This is a genomic window from Paenibacillus sp. P4_A7 (assembly GCF_056402455.1).
In genome coordinates this window covers 1-3,288 of record NZ_JBFUHJ010000555.1, presented here as the reverse complement: position 1 = coordinate 3,288, position 3,288 = coordinate 1, and the positions used below count along the sequence as shown (strand labels likewise).

General features: G+C 42.1%; 5 protein-coding genes. All 5 read right to left on the bottom strand.

Going from position 1 to position 3,288, the window contains the following annotated elements; translation table 11 throughout:
- A partial coding sequence (locus tag AC1DWN_RS30870) for a dipicolinate synthase subunit DpsA (protein ID WP_477562684.1) occupies positions 1-96 on the bottom strand: 96 nt, incomplete at its 3' end.
- Between the two features lie 123 nt (positions 97-219).
- Entirely contained in the window at positions 220-651 is a 432-nt protein-coding gene (gene dut, locus AC1DWN_RS30865) for a dUTP diphosphatase (RefSeq protein ID WP_477562683.1), read from the bottom strand.
- Positions 644-1,912 carry a M16 family metallopeptidase gene (locus AC1DWN_RS30860; RefSeq protein ID WP_477562681.1) on the bottom strand — a complete coding sequence of 423 codons (1,269 nt, stop codon included), beginning with the start codon at positions 1,910-1,912 and terminating at the stop codon, positions 644-646. Before AC1DWN_RS30860 ends, dut begins: the two co-directional genes overlap by 8 nt.
- A 36-nt stretch (positions 1,913-1,948) precedes the next feature.
- Entirely contained in the window at positions 1,949-2,950 is a 1,002-nt protein-coding gene (locus AC1DWN_RS30855) for a polysaccharide deacetylase family protein (RefSeq protein WP_477562680.1), read from the bottom strand.
- 226 nt (positions 2,951-3,176) lie between these two features.
- The coding region (locus AC1DWN_RS30850) for a S1 RNA-binding domain-containing protein (RefSeq protein WP_477562682.1) at positions 3,177-3,288 on the bottom strand (112 nt) is incomplete at its 5' end.

Below are 3,288 nucleotides of genomic sequence, written 5' to 3'. Positions count from 1 at the left end.
TATCGTAACTGAAGCATCCAGTTCTGTCAGCTTGCGAATGACCTCCAATTGTCTTGCGTCCCCACCTAGCAACAGCACTTGAACGCCTGTAAGCATCAGGCTTCACTCCTTTCTTGCTACTAGCTTTAGATCATCTTATGCTTGCGCCCAAAGCGGGGTGAAAAAATAAAAAAAAGATCGAGGAAATTCCTCGACCTTTACATTGCTAGCTAATATTATTTATACACCTGTATGACCAAATCCACCCGCACCTCGTACGGTTTCCGGCAATTCATCTGCTTCCAAAATGGATACAGCAGGAACGAGCTGGAACACCATCTGCGCAATACGTTCACCGCGAGTAATTGTAAAAGGTTCCTGCCCTAAGTTAACAAGCAGCACCTTAACCTCACCTCGGTAATCTGCATCAATTGTACCTGGTGTATTTAGGCAAGTAATTCCATGCTTGTAAGCAAGACCACTGCGTGGTCTTATTTGCGCTTCCAGTTCACCGGGCATCGCCATAGCAAAACCCGTCGGGATGAGCAGACGTTCACCCGGTTGAAGTACCACCGGCTCACTTACTGCTGCTTGCAAATCGAAACCAGCAGCCCATTCAGACATTTTACGCGGAATCGCGATATCTTCATTTCCTTCCAAACGCTTAAACATTACTTGATACAAGTTGATTCCTCCTTAATTGCGCAGCCGCTTTGTCATTCGATCCTACCATCGCTACTGCAAAAGGAACCGAAAGCATCCGCTCCGTGACTTCATGCACGTCCGACATATTAACAGAATCTATACGCTTTAGAAGTTCATCTAATGTCTGATGCTTCCCAAGCATCAGCTCATTTTTACCGAGACGATTCATTCTGCTGCTTGTGCTTTCAAGACTCAAAATTAAGCTTCCCTTCAATTGCTCCTTGCCGCGGTGCAGTTCGTCTTCGCCTAATCCTTTGGCAGAAAGCTCATGTAGCATCTCCATTGTCAAGTCAAGTACATCTTTTGTTTGTTTCGGAGCTGTACCCGCATAAATCGTGAATACCCCTGAATCGGCATAGGACGTATGGTAGGAATACACGGAATAAGCTAAGCCGCGTTTTTCTCTAATTTCTTGGAACAACCTTGAGCTCATTCCTCCGCCAAGCGCGTTGTTTAACAAAATCATAGCATATAGCTTTGAATCTGTTATCGCGCAGCCTGGGAACGAAATACACAAATGATTTTGTTCCGTTTTCTTTTTGAAAAATAAGTAGTCACTGTGGAACGTTGGAGCTTCATCTAATATGATTGTAGGCTTATTATTTGAAAATCCGCCAAGATGCTTCTCAAGCAAAGCAAGCAAGCTGCTTTCCTCCACATTTCCGGCAACACTTATTACGGTGTTCTCAATCGTGTAATTATCATTCATATACTGACGAAGTGTATCAGATCCCATTCCCGTCAAAATATCCTCAAGTCCTAATATGGAATAAGCTAGCGGATGGTCACCATAAGCGGCACGGGCAGCTTCATCATGAACCTTATCATCTGGTGTATCTTCGTACATAGAAATTTCTTCTAAAATAACATTTTTCTCTTTTGCGAGTTCTCCACTATCGAGCTGAGAATTGAAAAACATATCCGATAGCGCATCTACTGCAATCGGTAAATGCTCATCWAGCACCTTCGCAAAATAACAGGTATATTCCTTTGAGGTAAAAGCGTTCACGTTCCCGCCAATTCCGTCAAATAAATCTGCAATATCTTTTGCCGAACGCTTATCCGTTCCTTTGAACAGCATATGTTCGATAAATTGTGAAATTCCGTTATTTTGTGGTGTTTCATAACGCGAGCCTGTTTTGACCCAAATGCCGAACGAAACTGACCTTACTGTCGGAATATATTCTACGACGACGCGTAAACCATTGCTAAGTGTGTATTTGTTCACCAAGTATCCTCCTACGACATGAATGCTTTCACTATATCAGAATAAGTTCGCTCCCTCAACAACGTCTGGAACTCTTGCAGTTGAAAGTGTCTCACTTACCGTTCCAATTACATAGCCTTTTGCTTTCGCTGACTTAATCATACCTGCTAGCGCATCTCGCGAGGATGCTGTCGGATGCATTAATATTAACGCCCCAGGCTCCAGCTTAGATGATATTTTTCTTACGATAGAGTCTGCTGAGGGTTTCATCCAATCAACCGTATCGATTGTCCATAATACTGTTTTCAGCCCTTGCTCCGCCGCAATATGAACAGTAGCATCATTATACGAACCAGATGGCGGAGCAAACCATTTATTATCCACGTTTAAAGTTGATTTCAATAACGCTTCGGTTTTTGCTATTTGATCATATGCAGCTTGACGGCCCAGCAGTTTCATATCCGGATGAGAATAAGCATGATTGGACATCTCATGACCCGCGGACTGAATTTGCTTTGCAACATCAGGGTATTTCTTCAGCCAGCTTCCATCTAGGAAGAAGGTTGCCTTCACATGCTCATTCTCAAGCGTTTTTAAAATCGGTTCTATGTATTCATTTCCCCAGGCTACATTTACCATAAAAGAAATCATCTTCTTGTTCGGATTTCCGCGAAAGATTTCATGAGGTCCTACATCATCCAGCGTTATTTTAGGCTCAACTTCCTTGTACACGTAGTTTATATCCCTTGTAGGTGATCTTAAAGTAGCTGCAAGTGTTTTTTCTACATCTACTTCCAATCCGTTATAGCCAGGAATTGCTTTCCAAATCCGATCGAAGCTAGCGTTGATTGGTTCAACTTTACGCTTCTCTGCTTCCTCAGAAATTAAGACCAATATTTTTTTCTTCTCTGGTTCTGAATATGAAAATCCAGTTGAAGCTACTTTGGAATCATCGAATTTCAAAGATGAAAGAAAAGCTGATACATCATCATTCATGCGAACGAAAACGAGCAACATTAGCATGGTCACTGCAATCATTGCAGCTTTTCGCATGTTCATAATCTTCACTCCCACTGAGGCCTTTCGCATATCCCTATTCAAGAAAACGCGTTAGTCCATACATATGAGAAATAGGACGAGATTATGCAAGCGTAAATGGTTGTCTCCATCATCTAAGACAAAAACGTTCGTCTCATGAGCTGGATAAGCACATTTATAAATGATACAAGATCAGATCTGACTCTTTCTTCATACTTGCTATTGTTACCTATAGTATCCCTGCCTATTACTGCGAGGATACTTCAGGAGTCATAAGAATTTTAGCAGAAAGATTAATTCGTCCCTGCTGATCGATTTCCGTTACTTTAACCTTGATTTGATCACCAATGTTAACAACG